The sequence below is a fragment of the Achromobacter aloeverae genome (assembly GCF_004121055.1).
Taxonomy (GTDB): Bacteria; Pseudomonadota; Gammaproteobacteria; order Burkholderiales; family Burkholderiaceae_B; genus Bordetella_C; species Bordetella_C aloeverae.
Genome location: NZ_PYAL01000001.1, coordinates 1,079,479 through 1,105,533 on the forward strand (window position 1 = coordinate 1,079,479; position 26,055 = coordinate 1,105,533).

Genomic DNA, 26,055 nt, shown 5'->3' on the forward strand with positions numbered 1-26,055 from the left:
GCACGCCGCCATTCCCCCACCCTGTCCCGATCCGCACCCGCGCCTACCCGCGCAAGGCGCGGCGCCTCTGCTTTCCGCATCCGCCTTCATGACTGCATCCTCCCCCGCCACCGCCTGCGGCGTCGACTTCGGCACTTCCAACTCCACCGTCGGCTGGCTGCGTCCTGGCCAGCACTCGCTGCTTTTGCTGGAGGAGGACCGCCCGACGCTGCCCTCGGCCATTTTCTTCCACGACGAGGACGAGACCGTCAGCTATGGCCGCGGCGCCCTGGCGGACTACCTCGCCGGCTACGAAGGCCGATTGATGCGCGCCATGAAGAACCTGCTGGGCAGCCCCCTGATCGACGGCCACACGGAAATCCGCGGCCGCGGGGTGCCCTTCCGCGTGCTGCTCACGCGCTTCATCCAGCAGCTGCGCGACCGCGCGCAAGAGGCGGCCGGCCGCGAATTCACGTCGGTGGTCATGGGCCGCCCCGCCTTCTTCGTCGACGACGACCCGGCCGCCGACAAGCTGGCCCAGGACACCTTGGGGGAAATCGCCGCGGCCGTCGGCTTCAAGCACATCGAATTCCAGTTCGAACCGCTGGCGGCGGCCTTCGACTATGAATCGGCGCTGGACCGCGAGGAGCTGGTGCTGGTGGTCGACATCGGCGGCGGCACCTCGGACTTTTCGCTCATCCGGCTGGGCCCGCAACGCGCGCGGGCGCTGGACCGCCGCGCCGATATCCTGGCGCATGGCGGGGTGCACATAGGCGGCGGCGACTTCGACCGGCAGCTGAACCTGAAGACCGCCATGCCCCTGCTGGGCCTGGGCAGCCAGTTGCGCAGCGGCAAGGACGTGCCTTCCACCGTCTACGGCAACCTGGCTTCGTGGCACACGATCAACTTCGTCTATGCGCCCAAGGCGCGCGAGCAATTGGCCTACATCCGCGCCAATGCCGCCGAGCGCGACAAGATCGACCTGCTGTTCCGGCTGATCGAACAGCGTGAGGGCCATTGGCTGGCGCTGCAGATCGAGCAGGCCAAGATCACGCTGTCGGACGCGCCGCAGACGCGGCTGGTGCTGGACCGCATCCGGGCCGACCTGGACCTGGTGGTCGACCGGCCCGTCCTGGATGACGCCACCACGCCCTTGATCGCCCGCATCGAGAGCACCGTCGCCGGCTTGCTGCGCGAGGCCGGCGCGAATGCCGGCAAGGTCGACACCGTCTTCTTCACCGGCGGTTCCAGCCGCCTGCCCCTGCTGCGCGAACGGGTGGCCGCCCTGCTGCCCGAGGCTCGCGCGGTGGAAGGCGACCTGTTCGGCAGCATCGGCGCCGGCCTGGCGCTGGACGCGGCCCGGCGCTTCGGCTGATACACCGGTCGTCGCCCTTTGTGGCGCCGCCGCCATCCGGCGGTCGGGCGGTCGGGCGGTCGGGCGGTCCGGCGATCCGGCGATCCGGCGTCGCCATGCCGCGCCGCCCAGGCCGGCGGCGATGTGGCGGCACCGCGTGTCCTCGCTCCCAGGCGGTCATCGCCCGGGGGTCCGGACAGGCGCACGGGCCGCCTAGGCCACGCACGGGCGGCGAACAGGCGACGGACGCCGCGGACAATGTGGAAAGACTGAGGAATTTCCCCCTGCATTGCCCGGCAAACAGGCGCCGTTCAGGCAGCGATGGATACATTCCGGCACCGCCATGTCCGCCGGGCCAGAAGCATGTCTGCCACTACCGATTTCGTCCTCCCCGCCGCTCTCCAGCTCACCGGCGAAGAGTGGCTGGTCCTCGGGCGCGCGCTGCAAGGCGCCGGCCGCCACGCCGACGCGGTGGCCGCATTGCAGCAGGCGGCTTCCAGGCTGCCGCTGAACGCGGAGGTGTACCAGGCGCTGGTCGTGTCGCTGGACGCCACCGGCCAGACGGCCGACGCCGCCTCCGCCCGCATAGGGGCCGACGCCATCGGCCGGCGGCGCGCGATCGACATGTTCGAAATCGGACGGGTGTATGCCAGGCACCGGCAGTGGGAGGCCGCCGCCCACTGGCTGGAAAAGGCCCTGCTGGTCGATCCCCGCCTGGCCGCCGCGCACATATGCCTGGCCTGGTCGCTGCGACAGCTGGGACGGGACCAACCTGCCAGGCGGCCCACCGGGCCCGAGCCGAGGGAGCCGAAGGATCAGCAGACCTCGCAACGACAGGAGGAACGGCGACAGGAAGAACGACGACACCAGGAAGAACGGCGACAAGAAGAACGACGACACCAGGAAGAACGGCAAGCACGCCAGGAGTCCCAGGCCGCATCGGCGGACACGCCCGATACGGTCTCCCCCGCCCTGCCCGACCCGCGTCGGCGCGACCTGTACCGGGCCTATCGCCGTCAACCCGCCTTCATCGCCGCGAAGGCCATCCGCCGCCGCACCGTGCTCGTGCTGTGCACCAATGAGCGCGCCAACCTTCCCTTCCACCACCTGGTACGGCCCGGCTTCAATCGCCTGGTGCGCTGGATCATGGAGCTGGGCGTGGCCGGCATCGGCCGGGGCCGGTCGCGCAAGCTGCCGCCCTACGACGTCATCTTCAATGTGATATCGGACGCCGACCGCGGCGCGCCTTGCCGCGCGGAGCAGGCACGCTTCATGGCCACGGATCCCGGCCCCATCCTGAACCCGCCCGACCGCATCGAACACACCCGCCGCGAGAACACCGCCACCTTGCTGGACGGCGTTGGCGATGTCGTGGTCCCGTCCACGCTGCGCTGGGATCGTCAATCGAATCCGGCGGCTGCCATCCACGCGGCGATCAAGGTGGCGGGCATGGACTACCCTGTCATCGTGCGCCCGGCGGGCGAGCACGGCGGCGAGGGGGTGGTGCTGCTGTCCTCCCCCGCGGACGTTAACGACCCTCCCGCGCAGGGCGAGATGTACCTGACCCGCTACCATGAGTACCGCTCGCCCGACGGCTACCACCGCAAGTATCGCGTGATCTTCATCGACCGCGTGCCCTATGCCTATCACCTCGCCATCGGCGAACCGTGGCTGCTCCACTACTTCTCCGCCGACATGCTGTCGGCGCCGTGGAAGCTGGAGGAGGAGCGGCGCTTCCTGGATGATCCGGAGCAGGCCCTGGGCGCCAAGGCCTGGGCCGCCCTGCATGTCGTCGGCCGACGCATGGACCTCGACTATTGCGGCATTGATTTCTCGCTGCTGCCCGACGGCCGGATCCTGGTCTTCGAGACCAACGCAACCATGCTGGTGCATCCGGAGGACGAGCAGGACGGCTTGCGTTTCAAGAACGTCTACATCGACCGGATATACGACGCGTTCGAGGCGCTACTGGCCCGCCGGGCCGGTATCCCCGCCGTCTGAAGAAGGCCGGGCGTATCGCCGCGCAAGCAGGCGGCGCCGCTGCGCGACCTGTTCGGGCCCGGCGTGCTGGAACCCATCCGCCTGCATGTCAACCGCGCCAGCTCCAGGTCGCCTAGCGCAGGGCCATCGTGGCCGCGATGGTGCGGAATGTCGGCATCAGCTGGCGCCACGCTTCCTTGGCCAGTCCGTCCGGACGCAGGATGGCATCGGCGCGCAAGCGCGCCGCCAGGTCCGCGGCGCTGGCATAGACGATGCTATTGGCCAGGTCTTCGTCGGCCACTTCGAGCAAGCCCGACGGAAACAACGCCATCAGGTCATGGAGGCACGGCGAATAGTCCGGCGCCTGCCGATGCAGGTTGGCGACCAGGATGCCCCGGTGCCGCAGGCAGCGCCGGCAGTCCTCGAAGAATTCGCGGCCGCGCAGGCGCGTCGGCAGGCCGTTGTCGTCGTAGCCATCGAGCAGCAGCACGTCGGCCGTCTGCGCGTGCGCGCGGACATAGTCCGCGCCATCGCCCGGCACCACGCGCAGCCGCGCATCGTCCGGCGGAATCCGGAAGGAATCGCGCAAGGCGATGACGCGGGGGTCGATCTCCACCACGGTGATGCGCGCATGCGGCAGGTAGCGATGACAAAACTTGGCGAGCGAACCGCCGCCCAGGCCGATCTGCACGATGTGCGCGGGCGCCGGCTCGAACAGCAGGAAGCCCATCATCAAGCGCGTGTATTCGAGGTCCAGGGCGTCGGGCTGGCGCAAGGACATGCGGCTTTGCACCGCGCCGCCCGGCCGCAAGCGCAGCGTCAGCCCGTCGGCATCGCCGGTGACGTCCACCGGCGCGCCGGGGCCGTTCGCGCCGTTCGCACCATCGGCCCCGACGCGCGCGGACGCGGCGGCATCGTCCGCACCCTCGGGGCGGCCGGCCTCGGCGGCATCGTCATCGCGCCGGTCCGCGTTCATGCCTTCAACCGGTAGCCGGTCTTGAAGATCCAGCGCACCGCGATCATGCACAGGACCAGGAAGACCACCGTCATGCCCACGCTGATGCCCACCGTCACGTCCGACACGCCGTAGAAGCTCCAGCGGAAACCGCTGACCAGGTAGACCACGGGATTGAACAAGGTGACGGTGCGCCAGAACGGCGGCAGCATATTGATCGAGTAGAAGCTGCCGCCCAGGAAGGTCAGCGGCGTGACGATCATCAGCGGAATGACCTGCAGCTTCTCGAACCCATCGGCCCATATGCCGATGATGAAGCCGAACAGGCTGAAGGTCACACAGGTCAGCAGCAGGAAGCCCACCATCCATACCGGATGGGCGATATGGAACGGCACGAAAATGCGCGCCGTCAACAGCATGATCGTCCCCAGGATGACGGACTTGGTGGCCGCCGCCCCTACGTAGCCCAGCAGGATCTCCACATACGAAATCGGCGCCGAGTGGATCTCGTAGATCGTCCCCGTGAAGCGCGGCATGTAGATGCCGAAGGACGCATTGGAGATGCTCTGCGTCAGCAGGGCCAGCATCACCATGCCGGGCACGATGAAGGCGCCGTAGCTGACCCCGTCGATATCGACCATGTGCGACCCGATGGCCGACCCGAAGACGACGAAATACAGGGAAGTGGAGATGACCGGCGAGGCGACGCTCTGCATGAGGGTGCGCCACATGCGGGCCATTTCAAATAGATAAATGGCGCGGACGGCGTAGACGTTCATGATTCATGCACCAGGCTGACGAAAATATCTTCCAGGGAGCTTTCCGACGTGCGGATATCGGAGAACTCCACCCCCGTCTCGGCGAGCTGCCGCAGCAGCGTGGCGATATCGGCGCCGCCCTCCTGGTTGTCATAGGTATAGACGATCTGATGGCCGTCGCCGGCCAGCGCCACGTCGTGGCCCGCCAGGGCGCCCAGCGTGGGCAGCGCCGCCAGCGGCTGTTTCAGCGTCAAGGTCAGCTGCCGCTTGCCCAGCTTGCGCAGCAGCGCCGCGGTCTGCTCGACCAGGATGATGCGGCCCTTGCGGATGACGCCGATGCGATCGGCCATCTCCTGCGCTTCCTCGATGTAATGGGTGGTCAGGATGATGGTGACGCCCCGCTCGCGCAGGCGCCGCACCATGTCCCACATGCCGCGGCGCAACTCCACGTCCACGCCCGCGGTCGGCTCGTCCAGGAACAGGATGTCCGGTTCGTGCGACAGGGCCTTGGCGATCATCACGCGCCGCTTCATGCCGCCCGACAGGGCCATGATGCGGGAATCGCGCTTGTCCCACAGGGACAGGTCGCGCAACACCTGCTCGATATACGCCGGGTTGGACGGCTTGCCGAACAGGCCGCGGCTGAAGGTGACGGTATTCCACACGCTTTCGAAGGCGTCGGTGTTCAGTTCCTGCGGCACCAGGCCGATCTTGCCGCGCGCCGCGCGGAAATCGGCGCGGATATCGTGGCCGTCCGCCAGCACCGTGCCGGCGCTGGCGTTGACGATGCCGCAGATGATGCTGATAAGGGTGGTCTTGCCGGCGCCATTGGGGCCTAGCAGGGCAAAGATTTCGCCACGCCGGATTTCCAGGTCGATACCTTGCAGCGCCTGGAAACCCGACGCGTAGGTCTTGGACAAACCTTTGATCGAGATGACGCTATCCACACAAGCCTCTTGATAGGTAGGGATCCGTCGATTCTACCCAAGGGAGCTGCGGGCGCCCCGCTTGCCAGAGGCAATTACTGTTTCCGGCTGTGGCGAACAATGACGCGGTGGCGCCCGGCGGCAAGCTACGCCGGCGGCAGCGCCGCGCGCTTGTCGTGGCGCGCCAGGCGGGTCAGCAGGTGCTCCACCTCCGCGCGCGCGGTCGCCGACATGGGGCTGGCCGGCCGCCGCTGGGCGGCGGACGTCAGGATGCCACGGCGCATCATCACGTACTTGCGCACGGCCAGGCCGGCGCCGGGCTGCTGCTCGTAGCGCAGCAGCGGCAGGTGCGCGTCGAACAGGTCGTGCGCGGCCTCGCGGTCGCCGGCGGCGTTCAGGCGCACCACGTCGCACAGCATGTCGGGGAAGGAATAGCCGGTGTTGGCGCCGTCCGCGCCCCGTTCGACCTCGTAGTCCAGGAACAGGCCATTGTTGCCGCACAGGATGGAAATATGCCGCATGGACCCGTCCTTCTCGAACCCACGCAAGGTGGAGATCTTCTCCAGGCCGGGCCAGTCCTCGTGCTTGAGCATGACGCAGGACGGCAGCTCCTGCACGATGCGGCGTATGACGGCGGGCGTCATCTGCACCGAGAACGTCAGCGGGTAGTCCTGCAGGACGAAGGGCACGTCGGCGCCGATCGCCTCCACCGCCTGGCGGTAGTAGTTGACGATCTGGTCATCCGTGCGCAAGGTATTGGGCGGCGCGATCATCACGCCGGCAGCGCCCTGCGCCATCACTTCGTGCGTCAACGCGCGCATGGCGGCGAAACCGGGCGCCGACACGCCCACCACCACCGGCAGGCGCGCGGCCCGGCGGATCACCTGGCCGGCCACCGCCACGGATTCCGCGTGCTCCAGCTTGGGCGCCTCGCCCAGCTGGCCAAGCACGGTCAGGCCCGTCGAACCGCAGGACAGGTAGAAATCCGTCATGCGGTCCACCGACGCCGTGTCGATGGCGCCGTCATCGAAGAATGGCGTGGGGGCAATGGGAAAAACGCCTTTGGCGTCGGCGGTGAGCAACATGCAGCGACTCCCTGGATCGGTGGAGGGAAAAGGGGCGACGTGCCCCGGGCTGCGTTCGATCTTAACCGCACCTTCGCGCCAGCACCCTCCCGCAGTGCAGCATCACCCTTTCAGCCCCGTCTCCGACCAATTGGTGATGCCGGGATATGGGTGATTGCCCATGGCCTGGATCTGTCGCAGGAATGCATTGACCAGGCGCTCGTCCAGCAGGCGCCGCGGCATTTCGTCGAGCAGCTCGCGCAGGACGCTCATGTTGTCCGCGCCGGGGCGTAGCGTGGCGCGCGCGCCCAGCAGGTCGGGCAGCACCCGGTCGCAGCACCAGGCAATGTAGTCGGCCACCTTGCCGGTATGCGCGCCGGCGGCGACGTGAAAGCTGGGCATGCCGTCCTGCGGCAGGGTTTCATGCCACCAGCCGCGCGGGATATAGAGCAGGTCGCCTGCTTCCAGCCAGATATCCAGCGCCGGCCGCGCGGGACAATCTTCTTCGCGGGCGAAACTGTTCTGTTCCGGCATGGGCAGCGGGAAGGTGGGACGATAAAGGCGCCAGCGCTTGCGCCCCAGCAGCTGCACGGCGAATACGTCGTGCGTCTCCCAATGCTTGCCGAAGGCGCCCTCGCCGCGCAGCGCGACATAGCCATCGGCTACCAGCCGGTGCCCGGTGTACTCGGCGATGCAGTCGCACAGGCGCGCCACCTTGCGGCAGCGCAGGTCCAGGCGGCGCATGACCAGCGTGGCGCCCTCCTCGATGTAGCGCCGCACCTCGGCCGCGAGCAGGCGCAGCCGGCGGTCGTCGATGTCCTGATAGGACTGCACGTACAGCTCGGGCGAAATGACGTGCCCCTTGCGCAGTTCGATGTCGGCTTCGGCCACGTTCCAGGCATGCAGGATGTCGTCGACATCGCTCCAGGCAAAGAGCGGCTTGCCGCCGAGCGCGCCATGCACCAGCAAGGGGTTTTGCTCGAAATGGGAAGAAAAGAATTCGGTGCGAGATAGGCCGAAGTCCAGCATGGGGTTTCTCCAGGTTGCGTAGGGACAAAAAGGACCGAGGGATAAATCGGTCCGGTCGCACCAGCGACGCCCGGAATTCTGAACAATCTGGAGAAATTTCAAGCAGGGGGACGCGGAAATAGGACTACTCTGGCATGATTTCTACGCCGAGCAGGGGCTTTCGCGTTGCGCGCAAGGAACGCAGGCGGTCGGTGGACCGACCGCCTGGCCTCAGTGGCTGATCATCCAGGGCCGGCTATTGGCGAAGGTCTTGCCGCCATCCGCCGTCTTGCGGGTCTTGCCGGGCAGCTTGCCGCCCCCGCAGCAGCCGCAATTCATGCCGTGACCGCCCCGCGAGCTGCGCGGCTCGTGCGCGTTGCGCTCGTTCATGGCGTGCGCCCGGTTCACCGCCGACGACAAGGCGCCCAGCGCGGGCGCGCCGCCAATGATGCGCGGCGCGTCTCCCCCGCACTCCGGGCAGGCGGCGGGGTCGCGCCATGCCGCCAGCGGACGCATGACCGAGAACTCCCCGCAGACGGGGCAGCTGTAATCGTATAGAGGCATGACGGCTTCTCCTTGCGACCTACAGGTCCGGCGACAAGGGCATGTCGACGCCCCCGCTGACGGCCTTGACCGGTCCGCTGGCCGAAGGCTGGATATCGAAATCGAAGATTTCGGTCGGCAACCACAGCGTGGCGCACGCATTGGGAATGTCCACCACGCCGCTGATGTGCCCCTGCACGGGCGCCGTGCCCAGGATGGAATAGGCCTGCGCGCCGGAATAGCCAAACTTCTTCAGGTACTCGATGGCATTGAGGCAGGCTTGACGATACGCGATGTGCACGTCGAGATAGTGCTGGCTACCCTTTTCATCAACCGAAATACCTTCGAAGATCAGGTAATCCTTGTAATTCGGCGTAATGGGACTGGGCTTGAAGATGGGGTTGCGGATGGCGTATTTCTCCATGCCGCCCTTGATCAGGTTGACCCGCATATGGATCCAGCCGGCCATCTCGATGGCGCCGCAGAACGTGATCTCGCCATCGCCTTGCGAGAAATGCAGGTCGCCCACCGACAGGCCGCCGCCCTTCACGTAGACCGGGAAGAAGACGCGCGAACCGCGCGACAGGTCCTTGATGTCGCAATTGCCGCCATGTTCGCGCGGCGGCACCGTGCGCGCGCCTTCGGACGCCGCCTTGTCGCGGGCGGCGCCGGACAGCTTGCCCATGTGCGCCGTCTTGGGCGCGGGCGGATTGGCCAGCGGCGGCACGCGGTTGGGGTTGGTATCGATCAGCGCCTGTTCGCGCCTGTTCCAGGTATCGAGCATCGCCTGGTCGGGCAGGCAGCCGATCAGCCCGGGGTGGATCAAGCCGGCGAAGTTCACGCCCGGGATATGGCGCGAACTGGTGTACATGCCGTGGAAATCCCAGATGGATTTCTGCGCCTGGGGAAAGTGCTCGGTCAGGAAGCCGCCGCCGTTCTTCTTGCTGAAGAAGCCGTTGAACCCCCACAGGCTGTCCGGCTTGGCGCCGATGTCGAGGAAGTCCACCACCAGCAGGTCGCCCGGCTCGGCGCCTTCGACACCCACGGGGCCGGACAGGAAGTGCACCGTCGACAGGTCGACGTCGCGCACGTCGTCGGCGCTGTCGTCGTTCTTGATGGCGCCGCCGGTCCAATCGTAGGTTTCCAGCACGAAGTCATCGCCCGGCTTGACCCAGACGGCGATGGGAATGTCCGGATGCCAACGGTTATGGATGTTCTCGTTTTCGTAGGGTGACTGGGCCAGGTCGACTTTGATCAGGGTATCGGGCATGACTTGCTCCTTTGGTGGATGAAGCGATTGGAACGGAACGGCGGCGGCCGGGGCGGTTCGCCGCGGCTACACGGACAGGTAGCGGCTGATGGTCTGCTCGTCCACCTCGTCGCGCTTGTTCTCGTGCACGAAGCGTCCCTTGTCGATGACGATCAGGCGGTCGGCGATCTGCATGGTGAAACTGAGCACCTGCTCGGACACGACGATGGCCAGGTCCTTGAGCTTGCGGATTTCCAGCAGCGTGCGGGCGATGTCCTTGATGATGGACGGCTGTATGCCTTCGGTGGGCTCGTCCAGCATCAGCACCTTGGGCTGCGTGACCAGGGCGCGGGCGATGGCCAGTTGCTGCTGCTGGCCGCCGGACAGGTCGCCGCCGCGCCGCCGCCGCATCTCGTGCAGCACCGGGAACAGCGCGTAGATGTCCTCGGGCACCGGATCGCGCAAGGCGCTGCCGCGTAGTCCGGTGCGGATGTTCTCCTCCACCGTCAGCGTGGGAAAGATCATGCGCCCCTGCGGCACGTAGGCCACGCCCGCGCGCACCCGCTGGAAGCTTTCCATCCGGCTGATGTCGCGGCCGTCGACCTCCACCTTGCCGCCCATGGCGGGCAGCACGCCCATCAGGGTCTTGAACAAGGTGGTCTTGCCCATGCCGTTGCGGCCCATCACGGCCACGATTTCGCCCTTGGCGACATCGAGGTCCACGCCGTGGATCACACGGCTCTGGCCATACCCGGATTGCAGTCCCGATACGGTGAACATGGCTTTTCTCCTGGAGCACGGGGCCACGGCCCCGGTTCGATGGGTACGGCGTCGATGACCGGGCGCGGCGTTCGAGGCCGCGCCCGGCCGGCGCCGCTTCAATGTCCCAAATACACTTCGATCACCCGCGGGTCGTTCTGCACCTTGTCCATCGACCCTTCGGCCAGGACCTTGCCCTGGTGCAGCACCGTCACCTTGTGCGCGATGTTCTTGACGAATTCCATGTCGTGCTCGATGACGATCATCGAGCGGTTCTTGCTGATGCGGTTGAGCAGGTCGGCGGTCTTCTCGCGTTCGGAAACGCTCATGCCGGCCACCGGCTCGTCCAGCATCATCAGCTCCGGCTCCTGCATCAGCAGCATGCCGATCTCCAGCCACTGCTTCTGTCCGTGCGACAGCAGCTCCGCCGACCTGTCCAGCATGTCCTTGAGGAAGATTTCCTCGGCCACCTGCTCCACCCGTTCCACCACGTCGGGGGTCAGGCGGAAGGCCATCGCGCCGAACACGCCGCGGCCGCGCGGAAAGGACACTTCCAGGTTCTCGCGCACGGTCAGGGTTTCGTAGATCGAAGGCGTCTGGAACTTGCGGCCGACACCCGCGCGCACGATCTGGTGTTCGGCCATCCTGGTCAGTTCCACATCCTTGAAGCGGATCGACCCCGAGGTCGCCTTGGTGCGGCCGCAGATCAGGTCCAGCACCGTGGTCTTGCCGGCGCCGTTGGGGCCGATGACCACCCGCAGCTCGCCCTTGTCGACGTACAGGTTGAGGTCGTTGACCGCCGTGAAACCGTTGAAGGACACCGTCAGGCCTTCCACGTAAAGCGCGAATTCCTGCGCGGGCGGGACCGTGCTGTTGAGAATGGGCGGATTCATGCGGCCTCCGTATTGCCGGCAGCGGATTGGGCGGGAGCGGCGGGACTTGCCGGGTCGGCGGCCGCGGGACTGCCTGCCCGGGCCGCCACGGCGCTGCCCCGGCGCGCCAGGCGCGGCTTGACGTACTGCGCGTAGAGGCCTGCCAGGCCATTGGGGAAGGCCATCACCACCGCGATGAAGAGGCCGCCCATCAGGAACAGCCACAGCTGGGGGAAGCTTTCCGAAAAATAGCTCTTGCCGAAATTCACCAGCAGGGTGCCGTAGACCGCGCCCAGCAGCGACAGCCGGCCGCCCACCGCGGCGAAGATCACCATCTCGATCGAGGGCACGATGCCCACGAAGGACGGCGACATGAAACCGACCTGCAGCGTGAACATGGCGCCGCCGATGGCGGAGAACACGGCCGCCACGCAGAATACGAATACCTTGAAGCTGGACACGTCATAGCCGGAGAAGCGCACCCGCTCCTCCTTGTCGCGCATCGCCATCAGCAGCTTGCCCAGCTTGGAGGACAGCAGGAAGCGGCCGAACAGCAGGCAGGCGAACAACAGCGCGGCATTGACGAAGTACAGGATCACGCGCGCCGAGTCGCTGCGGATGTCCCAGCCGAGCAGCGTGCGCAGGTCCGTGATGCCGTTGACGCCGCCGGTGTACCCCTGCTGGCCGATGATCAACACCGACAGGATCAGGGCCACGGCCTGGGTCACGATGGCGAAATAGGTGTCGCCCACGCGCCGCTTGAACATGGCCACGCCCAGCACCAGGGCCAGCAGCGCCGGCACGATGGGCACCGCGAACAAGGTGAAGATGAAGCTCTTGAACGGCACCCAGAACCACGGCAACGCCGTGATCTGGTTCCAGTCCATGAAATCCGGTATGCCGGGCGTGGACTGGATCTTGGTGGCTTCCACGCTGGACGCCTCCAGCTTGAGGAACATGGCCATGCAGTAGCCGCCCAGGCCGAAGAACACGCCCTGCCCCAGGCTGAGTATGCCGCCATAGCCCCAGCACAGCACCAGCCCGAGGGCGACGAAAGCGTAGGTCAGGTACTTGCCGACCAGGTTCAGCCTGAAGCTGTCCAGCAGCAGCGGGAAGAGGACGAAGATCAGCGCCGCGAGGATGGCGATGCCGATGAGGCCCTCGCGTCCGCCCAGGACATTCTTGTATAGGGTTTTCACGTTCCTACTCCCGCCGCCTACTTGCGGACCTTGATCGAGAACAACCCTTGCGGGCGCAGCATCAGGATGATGACCACCGCGGACAGGGTCAGCACCTTCGCCATGGAACCGGTCAGGAAGAATTCCGACACGGATTGGGTCTGGGCGATGACGAAGGCCGACGCGATGGTGCCGTACAGGCTCGCGGCGCCGCCAAACACCACCGTCAGGAAGGTATCGACGATGTACAGCGATCCGCTGGTGGGCCCGGTCGATCCGATGGTGGTGAACGCCGCGCCCGCGATGCCGGCGATGCCGCAGCCCAGCGCGAAGGTCACGCGGTCGACCCGCTTGGTATCGATCCCCACCGAGCCGCTCATGACGCGGTTCTGCACCGTGGCGCGCACATGCAGGCCCCAGGTCGACCGGAACAGGGCCAGCAGCAGGCCGCAGGTGAGGATCACGGTAATGACCATCACCGTCAGGCCGTTGACGGGAATATCGACGCCCGGCAGCGGCTGCACCGAACCCATCAGCCACTCCGGCAGCGTCGGGCTGACTTCGCGCGGGCCGAAGATCGAGCGCAGCGCCTGCTGCATCACCAGCGACAGCCCCCAGGTCGCCAGCAGGGTGTCCAGCGGCCGGCGGTACAGGTGGCGGATCAATACCCACTCCACCAGCCAGCCCAGCGCGAAGGTGACGGCGAAGGCCGCGGCGATGGCGACGAAGAAGTAATAAGGCATGAGCGACGGCAGGTACTGCTGCGTCAGCTCCGAGAACAGGTAGGTGGTATAGGCGCCGACGGCGAGGAACTCGCCATGTGCCATGTTGATCACCCCCATCTGGCCGAAAATGATGGCCAGGCCCAGGGCCATGAGCAACAGGACGCTGAAGACGGACAGGCCATTGAAGCCCTGCATCAGCAGGATGGCGCCGAGGTCTGAGAAGGATTCCATGGCAGGCCCTCAGGTTGGATGAATGCTTGCGTCGGGGAGATCGGCGCTGCCCTTGCCGCCGTGGACCCGACGCGGGTCGACCGTGTGGCGACGACGTCGCAACGCCCTCGCCGCGGGACGCTGCGCGCGGCCCGCCACGGGATACTCGTCCCCCGGGCAGGCGGCGCGCGGCGCCTGCTTACTGGTATCCCTTGGGGAAGGGATCCGGCTTGATCAGGTCCTTGGTTTCGAAGACCACGTCGAATTGCCCGTCCTTGCGGATCTGTCCCACGCGGGTGCGGCTCCACAAGTGGTGGTTGGGATCGACCTTCACGTAGCCCTCGGGCGCTTCCTTGAACTCCTGGCCCGGCGCCGCCGCCACGACCTTGTCGACGTCGAAGCTGCCGGCCTTCTCGACCGCCATCTTCCACAGCCACGGCCCCAGGTAGGCGGCCTGCGTCACGTCGCCGATCACGGCGTTGGGACCGTACTTGGCCTTGAAGGCGGCGACGAACTTCTTGTTGTTCGGGTTGTCCAGGCTCTGGAAGTACTTCATGCAGGAATAGAAGCCCTCGGCGTTCTCGCCGCCGATGCCCAGCAGCTCGTCCTCGGTGACGGACAGCGTCAGCAGCTTCTGCTTGTCCGCCGTAACGCCCGCGGCCTTCAACTGCTTGTAGAAGGACACGTTGCTGCCGCCCACCACGTCGGCGAACACCACGTCCGGCTTTTTCAGCTTGATCTTGTTGATCAGCGAGCCGAACTGCGTGTGGCCCAGCGGGTAATACTCTTCTCCCACCACCTCGCCCTTGAGCACGTTCTCGATGTGCTTGCGCGCGATCTTGTTCGACGTGCGCGGCCAGATGTAGTCGGACCCGACCAGGTAGAAGGTCTTGGCTTTCTTTTCCTCGTGCAGCCAGTTCAGGCTGGCGAGGATCTGCTGGGTGGCTTCCTGGCCGGTGTAGAACACGTTCTTGGACTGCTCCAGCCCTTCATAGAACGTCGGGTAGTACAGCAGGCCGTTTTCCTTTTCGAAGACCGGCAGCACCGCCTTGCGCGAAGCCGACGTCCAGCAGCCAAACACGGTGGCGACCTTGTCGCTCACCAGCAGCTTGCGCGCCTTCTCGGCGAACGTCGGCCAGTCGGACGCGCCGTCTTCCTGGATGATCTTGATCTGGCGGCCCAGGATGCCGCCGGCGGCGTTGATCTGCTCGATCGCCAGGCGCTCGGCCTGGATCGAACCGGTCTCGCTGATGGCCATGGTGCCGGTGGCCGAATGCAACTGGCCGACGGTCACTTCGGTGTCGGTAACGGCCAGCCCCGTCGTATTGACGGCCGCCGTGGCCGGGCCGGCGGCGCGGCTGAAGGCGGGAATGCCCAGCAGCGGCAGCGACGCCAGCGCCAGGGTGGCGCGGCGACGCGCGGGCGACGCGAGTTCGTTGGGATAACGGGGGTTGCGAGACATCGAACGCTCCTTGCGGATGAGACGCTTTAGGGGAAACCCGATGTCGCGGCGATGCTGGAATATGCGCCACGCCCGGGGGTTCGATGCCATACTAGGAACGCATGACGCAGCGCAACATACGTTGATTGACGTAGTGGCTACCCAGCCTCCCAGGAAGTACAAAGCCGGCATACGTCAATCGACGCATACATGGACGCGTCGGTCGGACGCGACGTGGTTACATAAACACAACAAGGGGACGCGAAAGCGTGGACGCAAGCGCAACACAACGCATCGTCAAGATCCGCCGCGACTACAACACCTGGGTCGCCAACGAGACCCTGGAAGACTACGCGCTGCGCTTCACGCCGCTGTCCTTCCGCAAGTGGTCCGAATTCCGGGTCGCCAACACCGCCGTGGGCGCCGTGTCCTTCCTGGCGCTGGAGGCCATCGGCGGCGCGCTGGCCTTGAACTACGGCTTCATCAACGCCTTCTGGTCCATCATGGCGGTGTCGGTGCTGATCTTCCTGACGGGGCTGCCCATCGCCTACTACGCCGCCCGCCACGGCCTGGACATGGACCTGCTCACGCGCGGCGCCGGCTTCGGCTACATCGGATCGACCATCACGTCCCTGATCTACGCGTCCTTTACCTTCATTTTCTTCGCGCTCGAAGCGGCCATCATGGCGCTGGCGTTGGAATTGTGCACGGGCTTGCCGCTATCGCTGGGGTACCTGGTGTGCGCGGTGGCCATCATTCCCTTCGTCACCTATGGCATCACGCTGGTCAACCGCCTGCAGGCGTGGACGCAACCCGTCTGGCTGGTGCTGCTGGCGCTGCCTTACGTCTTCATCCTGGCCAAGGATCCCGGCGCGCTTGGCGGCCTGTTCGACTATGCCGGGCGCAACGGCAACGGTGGCCACTTCGACCTGCTGATGTTCGGCGCCGGCGTGGCCGTCGGCGCGGCGCTGATCACGCAAATCGGCGAACAGGTCGATTTCCTGCGCTTCCTGCCCGCCAGGACGGCGGCCAACCGCCGGCGCTGGTGGCTGGCCTTGCTGTGCGCCGGGCCGGGCTGGATCATTCCCGGCGCGGCCAAGATGCTGGCCGGCGCCTTCCTGGCCTACCTGGCGCTGGGCCATGGCGTGCCCGCCGCCAAGGCGGCCGACCCGACCAAGATGTACCTGGTGGCCTTCCGCTACGTCTTCGACCATCCGGCGTGGGCGCTGGGCGCGATGACGCTGTTCGTGGTGGTGTCGCAGGTGAAGATCAACGTCACCAACGCCTATGCCGGCTCGCTGGCCTGGTCCAACTTCTTCGCCCGCATCACCCACAGCCACCCCGGCCGCGTCGTGTGGCTGGTGTTCAACGTGCTGATCGCCATTGGCCTGATGGAGATGGGCGTGTTCGATGCGCTCGAACACGTGCTGGCCATCTTCGCGCACGTGGCCATCGCGTGGATAGGCTCGCTGGTGGCGGACCTGGTGGTCAACAAGCCGCTGGGCCTGAGTCCGCGCGGCATCGAGTTCCGGCGCGCCTATCTGTATGACATCAATCCGGTGGGCGTGGGCAGCATGCTGCTGGCGCTGGTCCTGTCGCTGGTGGCCTATGCCGGCGCCTTCGGCGCGGTGGCCCAGGCCCTGTCGCCCTTCATCGCCTTGCTGGCGGCATTCGTCACCGCGCCGGCGATCGCCCGCGCCACGCGCGGCCGCTACTACCTGGCGCGCCAGCCGCACGACCTGTCCGGCGCCGCGGCCGGCCCGGACGCGCCCGCGACGCCATACGGCCTGCGCTGCGTCATCTGCTCCAACCTGTTCGAAGCGCAGGACATGGCGCAATGCCCTGCCTACAACGGCGCCATCTGCTCCCTGTGCTGCACGCTCGATGCCCGCTGCCAGGACCGCTGCAAGACCGGGTCGCGCCTGCAGGACCAGTTCGGCTCGGCGCTGCGCCGCATCCTGCCCGGCGCGGCGACGCCGCTGTTCCACACCCGGCTGGCGCACTACCTGGTCGTGATCGGCATGATAGGCGGACTGCTGGCCGCCATCCTGGCGCTGATCTACTACCAGGAAGCGGTCACGTTCGCGCAGGTGGGCGCCGACACCTCGGCCTTGCGCGCGACCTTCCTGAAGCTGTTCGCCGCGCTGCTGCTGATCGGCGGCGTGGCCGCATGGTGGCTGGTGCTGACGAACGAAAGCCGCCAGGTGGCGCAGGAAGAGTCCGACCGCCAGACCAACCTGCTGCTCAGGGAAATCGAGGCCCACCGCCAGACCGACGCCCAGCTGCAGAAGGCCAAGGAAGCCGCCGAAGCCGCCAACCTGGCCAAGAGCCGCTTCATGGGCGGCATGAGCCATGAACTGCGCGCGCCGCTGAACAGCATCCTGGGCTATGCGCAGATCCTGCAACGCGACGCCGCCATGCCCGCCGGCAGGCGCGAGGCCATCGATGTCATCCATCGCAGCGGCAAGCATCTGCTCGGCCTGATCGACGGCCTGCTCGACATCGCCCGCATCGAAGCCGGCAAGCTGCGCCTGGAAACCGCCGACCTGCGCCTGCCGGAATTCCTCGACCAGATCGTCAAGATGTTCCAGCCGCAAACCGCGCTCAAGGGGCTGGCCTTCCACTACGAGGCCGCGCCCAACCTGCCCAAGATCGTCCATATCGACGAGAAGCGCCTGCGACAGATCCTCATCAACCTGTTGAGCAACGCCGTCAAGTTCACCCGCGCCGGACACGTGGCGCTGCGCGTGCGCTATGCGTCCAACATGGTGCAGATGGAAGTCGAGGACAGCGGCGCCGGCATACCGGCGCCGGACCTGGAGCGCATCTTCATGCCCTTCGAACGCAGCTGGGCGGCGACCGAGCAGGCCGACACCGGGACCGGCCTGGGCCTGACCATCTGCCGCATGCTGACCGGCATCATGGGCGGCGAACTGACCGTACGCAGCGTGTTGGGCCAGGGCAGCGCCTTCACCCTCAAGCTGTTCCTGCCGGAAGTGCGTTCGCCGCGCAGCGACCTGCGGCCCGGCGGCACGGTGGTCGGCTACGCGGGAGAACGGCTGGGCGTGCTGATCGTCGACGACCAGCCCTCGCAGCGCCGCATCCTGCGCGACATGCTGGAGCCGCTGGGCTTCACCATCCACGAGGCGGGCAATGGCCAGGACTGCCTGGCGCGGGTGCACACCTTGCGGCCGGCGCTGATCCTGATGGACATCTCCATGCCGGGCATGCCGGGTTCGGAAGTGTGCCGGGTGCTGCGCGACCAGGGCGTGGGCGTGCCGGTCATCATCGTGTCGGCCCATGCCCATGGCCTGGACCCCAAGGAAGCGGTGCAATCGGGACTGACCGACTGGCTGGTCAAGCCGGTCAACCTGGACGACCTGCTCCACAAGATCGGCCAGCATCTGAAGCTGGCGTGGGTGACGCAGGCCCCACCGCCCGAACCCGAGGCGCCGGACGAGGCGCGCCTGCGCACGGTGGCGCTGGACCGCGAGGACGCCGAGTCCTTGCTGGAGCTGGGCGCCATGGGCTATATCAAGGGCATATTCGCGCGCCTGGACGAGATCCGCGCGCGCGCCCCGCATACCGCGCCGCTGATCGACCATCTGGCGCTGCTGGCCAAGGATTTCCGGCTGGCCGAATACAACACGCTATTGAAGGAATACGTACAGCACCATGCCGCAAGCCTCCGATAACAAACTGGTGATGCTGGTCGACGATACGCCCGACAACCTGAAGATGCTGTCGGACGCGCTGGACGAGGCCGGCTACATGGTCGTCGTCGCCACGGACGGGGCGTCGGCCGTGGAACGCCTGGATTTCGTGCTGCCGGACATCGTGCTGATGGACGCCGTCATGCCCGTGATGGACGGCTTCGAGGCCTGCCGCCGCATCAAGGCCCATCCCGCCGCGAGCCACGTGCCGGTGGTCTTCATGACGGGACTGACCGAACCCGAGCACGTGGTGCGCGGCTTCCAGGCCGGCGGCATCGATTATGTGACCAAGCCCATCGACACGGACGTGGTGCTGGCGCGGCTGGACGCCCACCTGCGCAATGCCCGCATGATGTCCGTGGCCATGAATGCCATGGACGCGGTCGCCAACGCGGTGGTGGTGCTGGACGCGCAAGGCCAGGTGACGTGGAAGACCAGCAAGGCGCGCTTGTGGCTGAGCGAGTATTTCGGTCATCCGGAAGACACGGCCGGCCTGGCGCCGGCACTGGCCACCTGGATCGCCCAGCAGCTGGAGCGCCCGCAAGCCCAGGAGGCGGCGGTGTTCACCATCGCCGCGCCCGAAGGCGGCGCCAGGTCAGGCAGGGCAAGCGGAACGGAAGCCAGGGAGACCGAGGCTGGCGCCGCCGGCCGGCGCGAACTGCGCCTGCGGCTGACTGCCTCGCGCAAGGCGGGTGAGTATGTGCTGTTGATGGACGAGCGCGCGCTGCCGGCCGATGCCGCCGATACCTTGGCGGCCGCCTACCAGTTGACCACGCGCGAGCGCGAGGTGCTGCTGTGGCTGGCCAAGGGCAAGACCAATCGCGACATCGGCGAGATCCTGGGCATGGCGCCGCGCACCGTCAACAAGCACCTGGAACACGTCTACGTGAAACTGGGCGTGGAGACGCGGGCGGCCGCCACGGCGCTGGTGCTGACGCATATGCACAAGGGGGCCGCGTAGGCCACCTTTTCGTGCACAAGGGCGCCGCATGGGCGCCCACGCTTTCCACGCGGCCACGGCTCGTGGCCATGGCCGCCTTGCCGGCGCATCTCAACCGGCGACACGCATCTCCAGCCCACCAGCCACGGCCAGGCGCAGCGCCTCGCGGCGCGAGTCGTGGTCGAACTGCGCTTCCTCCGTGGAACCGTGCAGCGCCGTGGTCGAAGAGCGGCCGCCCTCGATGGTCTGCGTAACCGCATCGAAATAGCCGGTGCCGACCTCGCGCTGATGGCGCACCGCGGAGAACCCCAGCGTCGCGGCCGCGAACTCCTTCTCCTGCAACTCCACGAAGGCGCTCATCTGGCGCCGCGCGTAGCCGTGCGCCAGTTCGAACATGCCGTAGTTCAGGGCATGGAAGCCGGCCAGCGTGATGAACTGGAACTTGTAGCCCATGGCGCCCAGTTCGCGCTGGAACTTGGCGATGACCGCGTCGTCGAGATTCTTCTTCCAGTTGAAGGACGGCGAGCAGTTATAGGCCAGCATCTTGCCCGGATACCGCTGGTGTATGGCCTCGGCGAAACGGCGCGCGTATTCGAGATTGGGCGTGCCCGTCTCGCACCACACCAGGTCGGCATAGGGCGCATAGGCCAGGCCCCGCGAGATGGCCTGGTCCAGGCCGGCACGGGTGCGGTAGAAGCCCTCGACGGTGCGTTCGCCGGTGATGAAGGGGCGGTCGTTCTCGTCGACGTCGCTGGTGACCAGGTCCGCGGCGTCGGCGTCGGTGCGCGCCAGCAGCAGCGTGGGCACGCCCAGCACGTCGGCCGCCAGCCGCGCGGAGATCAGCTTGGAGACCGCCTCGCGGGTGGGGACCAGCACCTTGCCGCCCATGTGGCCGCACTTCTTCACCGACGCCAGTTGATCCTCGAAATGGACGCCGGCCGCGCCCGCCTCGATCATGCCCTTCATCAGCTCGAAGGCGTTGAGCACGCCGCCGAAGCCGGCCTCGGCGTCGGCCACGATGGGCGCGAAGTAATCGATGTAGCCGCACTGCCCCGCTTCCTTGCCTTCCATCCACTGGATCTGGTCGCAGCGGGTGAGGGTGTTGTTGATGCGACGCACGGCGGCGGGCACGGAGTCGGCCGGGTACAGCGACTGGTCGGGGTACATCTGGCCCGCCAGATTGGCGTCGCCGGCGACCTGCCAGCCGGAGAGGTAGATGGCCTTCAGCCCGGCCTTGACCTGCTGCATGGCCTGGTTGCCCGTCAACGCGCCCAGCGAATTGACGAAAGGCTCGTCCTGCAGCAGTTGCCAGAGCCGCGCGGCGCCTTGCTGCGCCAGGCTGTACTCCGGCACCCGCGAGCCGCGCAGGCGCACCACCTCGGCGGCCCCGTAACCGCGCGTGATACCGCTCCAGCGCGGGTTTTCGGACCAGTCCTGCTGCAGACGTTGGATTTCGGTTTCCCGGTTCGTCATGGTCTTGCTCCTCGAAGGTTTGAATGGAGATGCCGAACTGCATGGCTGCCTGGACTGCCGGCCGCCGATTCACCGAATCGGTGTCGCAGGCGTCGGGCTGTCCTTCCAGCAAGCCCTGTTTGCCCGCAACGGTGATTCGTTGAGAACAGTCTAGGGTTTTGCTGCGCGGCAAAAACATTCGAGGACTTCTACAAGACGAATTTTTTAATTGTTTTAAATCAACTACTTATATATTTTGTTTCGGATAATGAAATTAAAACCGGCAGCATGAAACGCTGCCATATGGCGACGCGGCATGACATTTCACGGCGCGCGCGGCGCATTTCACAATACGGGAAATCAGCACCCATCCCTATCCGCGCCTCGATACGGTGTCGCGACGGCATGCCGGCGGCCGGGCCTAAAATGGCAACCTGACTGTTTTCCCTGTATCGCCATGACTTTGCAAGACGCGCCCCTGGGCCACGAGGTCGCCTATCCCGACCGCTACGATCCCTCCCTGCTGTTCCCCATCGACCGCGCGCCCAACCGGGCGGCGCTGGGCATCGCGGCGGGCCGCTTGCCGTTCGACCAGGGCGTGGATATCTGGAACGCCTATGAAGTGTCCTGGCTGGACGCCCGCGGCAAGCCGCGCGTCGCGCTGGCCACCTTCACCGTGCCTGCCCATGCCCCGCGCATCATCGAGTCGAAGTCCTTCAAGCTTTACCTGAATTCCTATAACCAGGAACGGCTGCCGGACGCGGCCACGGTGGCAGCGCGGATGCGCAAGGACCTCGGCGCGGCGGCAGGCGGCGACGTTGGCGTGCGCCTGGTCATGCCGGCGGAGTTCGCCTCGCAGCGCATCGCCGAACTGGATGGCGACTGCCTGGACGACCTGGATGTGGAAATCGAGACGTACACGCCGGCGCCGGAGCGCCTGCGCGTGGCCGAGGCGGCGGATGTCGTCGAGGAAACCCTGATGTCCCGGCTGCTGAAATCGAATTGCCCGGTGACGGGACAACCGGACTGGGGCAGTGTGCAAGTCCGCTACCGCGGGCCGCGCATCGACCGCGCCGGCCTGCTGGCCTACATCGTGTCCTTCCGCCAGCATGCGGATTTCCATGAGCATTGCGTCGAACGCATGTTCACGGACATCCTGCGGACTTGCCGGCCGGAGATGCTGTCGGTCTATGCGCGCTATACCCGGCGCGGCGGGCTGGATATCAATCCCTGGCGGGCGACGGCGGGGGTCGCCGCGCCGGCGGATGCGCGCACCGCGCGGCAATAAGGCATACCCGGGTCAAGCCCGGGCCATATTCAGGCCATATCCGGGCCATATCCAGGCCAAACCCGGGGCCATACCGCATACCCTGGCCATGTCCGGCCATTCTCGCCGGGCGGCTACTGGCTCTTTTCCCGGATGGCCGGCCAGGCCCGTTGCAGGTAGTACAGCATCGACCATACCGTCAGGATGGCGGCGACCAGGATCAGGATATCGCCCAGCACCCGGGTGCTGATGCCGTGTATGGGCTGGTTGTACAGCAGGCAGGGAATGGCGATCATCTGGGCCGCCGTCTTGAACTTGCCCAGCCGGTGCACCGCCACGCTGGCGCTGGCGCCGATCTTGGCCATCCATTCACGCAGCGCCGAGATGGTGATCTCGCGGCCGATGATGATCAAGGAGATGAAGGCATCGACGCGGCCCAGGTCCAGCAGGACGATGAGCGCGGCGCATACCATCAGCTTGTCCGCGACCGGATCGAGGAAGGCGCCGAAGGCCGACGTCTGGTTCCAGCGGCGCGCCAGCCAGCCGTCGAACCAGTCGGTCAGCGCCGCCACGATGAAAGACACCGCCGCGAGCAAATCGCGGCTGCCTTCGTCGAGCCAACTGCCGGGAAGATAGAACAGGCCCACCACCAGGGGAATCATGGCGATGCGCAGCCAGGTCAGGATGATCGGTACGTTTAAGGGCATGATGACGCGTATGCTACAACAGCCGGGCATCCAGGGTTTGTCATGAAGCGATTCCCCGCTAATTTGTCATCATTTGAAGACAAATAGTCGCCTTAATCGCTTACTTGTCCCCCGCCCCGGCTCAATGCAGGGCGTCGTAGATGCGTTCGGCCAGGTCCTGCGAAATTCCGTCGACGGAAGCCAGGTCCTCGATGCTCGCCCGGGACACCCCGGAGAACCCGCCGAACCGCGCCAGCAGCCGCTGCCGCCGCCGCGCCCCGACGCCTTCGATCTCCTCCAGGCGCGAGACATTGCGCGCCTTCGCCCGCCGCGCCCGCATCCCGGTGATGGCGAAGCGGTGCGCCTCGTCCCGCACCTGGGCGATCAGCATCAGCGCCGCGGATTCCGCGCCCAGCGCCACCGGCGGCCGCTCGTCGGCGAAGATCAGCGTTTCCAGCCCCACCTTGCGCCCTTCCCCCTTGGCCACGCCCACCAGCACGTGGATGTCCAGCCCCAGCTCGGCGAACACCTGGCGGGCCACCTCCACCTGCCCCTTGCCGCCGTCGATCAGCACCAGCCCTGGCAGCTCGGCGTCGCCATCGGCGACCTTGGCGAAACGGCGCGTCAGCACCTGCCGCATCGCCGCGTAGTCGTCGCCCGGCGTGATGCCGGCGATGTTGTAGCGGCGATAAAGCGACGGCTGCATTTCATGATGCTCGAACACCACGCAGGACGCCTGGGTGGCCTCGCCCGCCGTATGGCTGATGTCGAAGCACTCGACGCGCAAGGCATCCAGCGCGGCTTCGTCGGTCTCCAGGTCCAGCGCCTCGGCCAGCGCCAGCGTGCGGGCGGCCCGCGCGCCGGATTCGGTAAGCGCCCGCGCCAGCGCCATCTCGGCGTTGCGCTGCGCCTGCTCCAGCCAGGAGCGCCGTACGCCCTGCGGCCGGGTCAGCACGCGCACGCGCACGCCGGCCTGCTCGGCCAGCAGGTCGACCAGCTCCGCGTCGGGCAAGGCATGCGAACAGACCAGCACCGGCGGCAGCTTGTTGTCCGTGTAATGCTGGCCGACAAAGGCCTCCAGCACGTCGCCCGCCGCCTCGCCTTCGGCATGCGCGGGGAAGAAAGGCTTGTCGCCCAGGTGCCGGCCGCCCCGCACCATGGCCAGGTTGACGCAGACGCGCCCCCCGGCCACCGCCACCGCGATGATGTCGCTGTCCTCGCCGCCCATGTCCTCCATGGTCTGCTGGTGCAGGACACGCGCCAGTGAGCCCATCTGGTCGCGCAACACGGCGGCCTGCTCGAATTCCAGCGCCTCGGAGGCGCGCAGCATGCGCGCCTCGATCTCGCTCATCACGTCCTTGGCCTGGCCATTGAGGAAACGGGCGGCGCGCTCGACGTCGCTCGCGTACGCCTCGGCCGCGACGGCGTTCACGCAAGGCGCCGAACAGCGCCCGATCTGCGCCAGAAGGCAGGGCCTCGACCGGTTGGCGAAGACCGTGTCCTCGCATGTGCGCAGGCGGAATACCTTTTGCAGGATCTGTATGGTCTCGCGCACTGCCCAGGCATTCGGGAAGGGGCCGAAGAACTGCCCGCGCTTGTTGGTGGCGCCCCGGTAATAGGCGATGCGCGGCCACTCATGCCCCGTGATCCACAGGTAGGGATAGGACTTGTCGTCGCGGAACAGGATGTTGTACCGCGGCCGCAGGCTCTTGATCAGGTTGTTTTCCAGGATCAGGGCCTCGGCCTCGGAGCGGGTCACCGTCACCTCGACCAGCGCGACCTTGGACACCATCTGCGCGATGCGCGGGCTGCTCAGCGTCTTCTGGAAATACGACGAGACGCGCTTCTTGAGGTCGCGCGCCTTGCCGACATACATGACCTGCCCTTCCGCATCGATGTGCCGGTATACGCCCGGCAGGTGCGGCAGGTCAGCCAGAAACGATTTCAGATTGAAGGCTGCTTCGGGCATGCTGGTAACGGCGTTCGGCTTGCAGGGCGTCCCAACGCGGGGCGCGGAAACGGGGCATCAGGTGGCGGATGCGTTCGACGGCGCGGTCGTCCAGGTCCCACGACAGGCGCTCCAGCAGCTCATCGGCCAGGTCCGGCCGGTTGCACACCAGGACCATGTCGCAACCGGCGTGCAGCGCCGCCTCGGCGCGCGCCAGGATGTCGCCGGCCACCGACGCGCCTTCCATGGTCAGGTCGTCGGAAAACACCACGCCATCGTAATGCAGGCGGTCGCGCAGGATCTCGCTCACCCAGCGGCGGGAGAAGCCGGCGGGATGCTTGTCCACCTTGGGATAGATGACGTGCGCCGGCATCACGGCGCTGAGCACGTTGTCGCCCAGCCAGCCATAGGGCGCGGCGTCCTCGTGCAGGATGCGCTCCAGGCTGCGCGGGTCGACCGGAATGTCGTGGTGCGAATCGGCGCTGACGAAACCGTGGCCCGGGAAATGCTTGCCGCAGGATGCCATCCCGGCCAGGCCCAGCCCCTGGATCACGGCGCGCGACAGCATGGTGACCACCCGCGGATCGCGATGGAAGGCGCGGTCGCCGATCACCTTGCTGACGCCGTAGTCGAGGTCCAGCACCGGCGTGAAGCTCAGGTCCACGCCGCAGGAACGCAGTTCGGCGGCCAGGACGTAGCCGACATCGGACGCCGCGCGCATGGCCACCAGCGGATCGCGATTCCAGATCTCGCCCAGCCGCCGCATGGGCGGCAGGACGGTGAAACCGTCGCTGCGGAAGCGCTGCACCCGGCCGCCCTCGTGGTCCACCGCGATCAGCAGCGGCTCATCGCGCGCCTCGTGGATGGCGTCCGTCAGCTCGCACAGCGCGCGGCGATCCTGGAAATTACGGGCAAACAGGATGACGCCGCCCACCAGCGGGTGGCGCAGGCGCTTCTTTTCCTGCTTGGTCAGCGTGGCGCCCGCCACGTCGACCATGACGGGACCGGGCGGCAGCGATTTCTTTTTCTTGCGGGACATGATCGATAG

21 protein-coding genes are annotated in these 26,055 nt (G+C 66.7%); 5 read left to right on the forward strand and 16 right to left on the reverse strand.

Translation table 11 applies throughout. The features are described from left to right. The first annotated feature begins 88 nt into the window (after positions 1-88). The gene (locus C7R54_RS04710) at positions 89-1,354 is read left to right on the forward strand and encodes an Hsp70 family protein (RefSeq protein WP_129148980.1); all 1,266 of its coding nucleotides are present in this window, start codon (positions 89-91) and stop codon (positions 1,352-1,354) included. Positions 1,355-1,696: 342 nt separating this feature from the next. Continuing rightward, positions 1,697-3,334 carry a tetratricopeptide repeat protein gene (locus C7R54_RS04715; RefSeq protein WP_129148981.1) on the forward strand — a complete coding sequence of 546 codons (1,638 nt, stop codon included), beginning with the start codon at positions 1,697-1,699 and terminating at the stop codon, positions 3,332-3,334. Positions 3,335-3,446: 112 nt separating this feature from the next. On the opposite strand, the gene C7R54_RS04720 is transcribed toward C7R54_RS04715, so the two are convergent. The 12 genes from C7R54_RS04720 to urtA form a co-directional block, all read right to left on the reverse strand. Continuing rightward, positions 3,447-4,289 (reverse strand): fused MFS/spermidine synthase, encoded by an 843-nt coding sequence (locus tag C7R54_RS04720; RefSeq protein WP_129148982.1) that lies wholly within the window; start codon positions 4,287-4,289, stop codon positions 3,447-3,449. Beyond that, on the reverse strand, positions 4,286-5,047 hold the full coding sequence (locus C7R54_RS04725; RefSeq protein WP_129148983.1) for an ABC transporter permease: 762 nt from the start codon (positions 5,045-5,047) through the stop codon (positions 4,286-4,288). Before C7R54_RS04725 ends, C7R54_RS04720 begins: the two co-directional genes overlap by 4 nt. Continuing rightward, a complete protein-coding gene (locus C7R54_RS04730; RefSeq protein WP_129148984.1) occupies positions 5,044-5,973 on the reverse strand; it encodes an ABC transporter ATP-binding protein in 930 nt (309 codons plus the stop codon). Before C7R54_RS04730 ends, C7R54_RS04725 begins: the two co-directional genes overlap by 4 nt. Before the next feature lie 125 nt (positions 5,974-6,098). After that, positions 6,099-7,037, reverse strand: coding sequence for a dihydrodipicolinate synthase family protein (locus C7R54_RS04735; protein WP_129148985.1), 939 nt, complete (start codon positions 7,035-7,037; stop codon positions 6,099-6,101). Between the two features lie 102 nt (positions 7,038-7,139). Then, positions 7,140-8,045: a JmjC domain-containing protein gene (locus C7R54_RS04740; RefSeq protein ID WP_129148986.1), complete on the reverse strand. Its 906-nt coding sequence runs from the start codon at positions 8,043-8,045 to the stop codon at positions 7,140-7,142. Between the two features lie 210 nt (positions 8,046-8,255). Further along, positions 8,256-8,588: a zinc ribbon domain-containing protein gene (locus C7R54_RS04745; protein WP_129148987.1), complete on the reverse strand. Its 333-nt coding sequence runs from the start codon at positions 8,586-8,588 to the stop codon at positions 8,256-8,258. Positions 8,589-8,607: 19 nt separating this feature from the next. After that, positions 8,608-9,837 carry a formamidase gene (gene fmdA, locus C7R54_RS04750; RefSeq protein ID WP_129148988.1) on the reverse strand — a complete coding sequence of 410 codons (1,230 nt, stop codon included), beginning with the start codon at positions 9,835-9,837 and terminating at the stop codon, positions 8,608-8,610. 66 nt (positions 9,838-9,903) lie between these two features. Beyond that, entirely contained in the window at positions 9,904-10,596 is a 693-nt protein-coding gene (gene urtE / locus C7R54_RS04755; RefSeq protein ID WP_129148989.1) for an urea ABC transporter ATP-binding subunit UrtE, read from the reverse strand. 98 nt (positions 10,597-10,694) lie between these two features. Then, positions 10,695-11,468, reverse strand: coding sequence for an urea ABC transporter ATP-binding protein UrtD (gene urtD / locus C7R54_RS04760; protein WP_129148990.1), 774 nt, complete (start codon positions 11,466-11,468; stop codon positions 10,695-10,697). After that, positions 11,465-12,646, reverse strand: a complete 1,182-nt coding sequence (gene urtC, locus C7R54_RS04765) for an urea ABC transporter permease subunit UrtC (RefSeq protein WP_129148991.1) — start codon at positions 12,644-12,646, stop codon at positions 11,465-11,467. The genes urtD and urtC overlap by 4 nt, the downstream gene beginning before the upstream one ends. 17 nt (positions 12,647-12,663) lie before the next feature. Next, complete coding sequence (urtB, locus tag C7R54_RS04770) at positions 12,664-13,581, reverse strand: urea ABC transporter permease subunit UrtB (protein ID WP_129148992.1); 918 nt, start codon at positions 13,579-13,581, stop codon at positions 12,664-12,666. Positions 13,582-13,759: 178 nt separating this feature from the next. Further along, on the reverse strand, positions 13,760-15,022 hold the full coding sequence (urtA, locus tag C7R54_RS04775) for an urea ABC transporter substrate-binding protein (RefSeq protein WP_129148993.1): 1,263 nt from the start codon (positions 15,020-15,022) through the stop codon (positions 13,760-13,762). 248 nt (positions 15,023-15,270) lie between these two features. Here urtA and C7R54_RS04780 point away from each other — a divergent pair, with 248 nt between their 5' ends. After that, positions 15,271-18,696 (forward strand): hybrid sensor histidine kinase/response regulator, encoded by a 3,426-nt coding sequence (locus tag C7R54_RS04780; protein ID WP_129148994.1) that lies wholly within the window; start codon positions 15,271-15,273, stop codon positions 18,694-18,696. Continuing rightward, positions 18,677-19,675: a response regulator transcription factor gene (locus C7R54_RS04785; protein ID WP_129148995.1), complete on the forward strand. Its 999-nt coding sequence runs from the start codon at positions 18,677-18,679 to the stop codon at positions 19,673-19,675. The genes C7R54_RS04780 and C7R54_RS04785 overlap by 20 nt, the downstream gene beginning before the upstream one ends. A 90-nt stretch (positions 19,676-19,765) precedes the next feature. On the opposite strand, the gene aceA is transcribed toward C7R54_RS04785, so the two are convergent. Next, positions 19,766-21,127 (reverse strand): isocitrate lyase, encoded by a 1,362-nt coding sequence (gene aceA, locus C7R54_RS04790; RefSeq protein WP_129148996.1) that lies wholly within the window; start codon positions 21,125-21,127, stop codon positions 19,766-19,768. 436 nt (positions 21,128-21,563) lie between these two features. Here aceA and queF point away from each other — a divergent pair, with 436 nt between their 5' ends. Then, positions 21,564-22,394, forward strand: coding sequence for an NADPH-dependent 7-cyano-7-deazaguanine reductase QueF (gene queF, locus C7R54_RS04795; RefSeq protein WP_129148997.1), 831 nt, complete (start codon positions 21,564-21,566; stop codon positions 22,392-22,394). Between the two features lie 113 nt (positions 22,395-22,507). On the opposite strand, the gene pgsA is transcribed toward queF, so the two are convergent. The 3 genes from pgsA to nagZ form a co-directional block, all read right to left on the reverse strand. Next, a complete protein-coding gene (pgsA, locus tag C7R54_RS04800) occupies positions 22,508-23,080 on the reverse strand; it encodes a CDP-diacylglycerol--glycerol-3-phosphate 3-phosphatidyltransferase (RefSeq protein WP_129148998.1) in 573 nt (190 codons plus the stop codon). Between the two features lie 121 nt (positions 23,081-23,201). Further along, positions 23,202-25,028, reverse strand: a complete 1,827-nt coding sequence (gene uvrC, locus C7R54_RS04805) for an excinuclease ABC subunit UvrC (RefSeq protein WP_129148999.1) — start codon at positions 25,026-25,028, stop codon at positions 23,202-23,204. Continuing rightward, entirely contained in the window at positions 24,988-26,046 is a 1,059-nt protein-coding gene (nagZ, locus tag C7R54_RS04810; RefSeq protein ID WP_129149000.1) for a beta-N-acetylhexosaminidase, read from the reverse strand. Before nagZ ends, uvrC begins: the two co-directional genes overlap by 41 nt. Between the last annotated feature and the right edge of the window lie 9 nt (positions 26,047-26,055).